Annotated in this window: 1 rRNA gene; it reads left to right on the forward strand. The window is 35.4% G+C overall.

Annotation, left to right across the window (positions count from 1 at the left end):
* Positions 1 to 65 (forward strand): 16S ribosomal RNA (locus H5187_RS24245); the annotation flags it as partial.
* Positions 66 to 257: the final 192 nt, after the last annotated feature.

The raw sequence follows: 257 nt of genomic DNA on the forward strand, positions 1-257 counted from the left end.
TCATGACTGGGGTGAAGTCGTAACAAGGTAGCCCTAGGGGAACCTGGGGCTGGATCACCTCCTTATACGATTTAGAACTTATTTGTTCGTAGTGTCCACACAGATGATTGTTAGTTAGTTTTACCCATTGGGTTAACTAATTAATATGCTCTTTAAAAATTTGGAAAAGCTGATAATAAAATTCGTATAAATACAGTGTATTTGTACAGAGTTTTCAAAAGTAAAAAAGAATGATAGCAGTATCATTCAGTGCCATT

It is taken from the genome of Pseudoalteromonas sp. SG44-1 (genome assembly GCF_014164315.1).
Classification (GTDB): domain Bacteria; phylum Pseudomonadota; class Gammaproteobacteria; order Enterobacterales; family Alteromonadaceae; genus Pseudoalteromonas; species Pseudoalteromonas rhizosphaerae.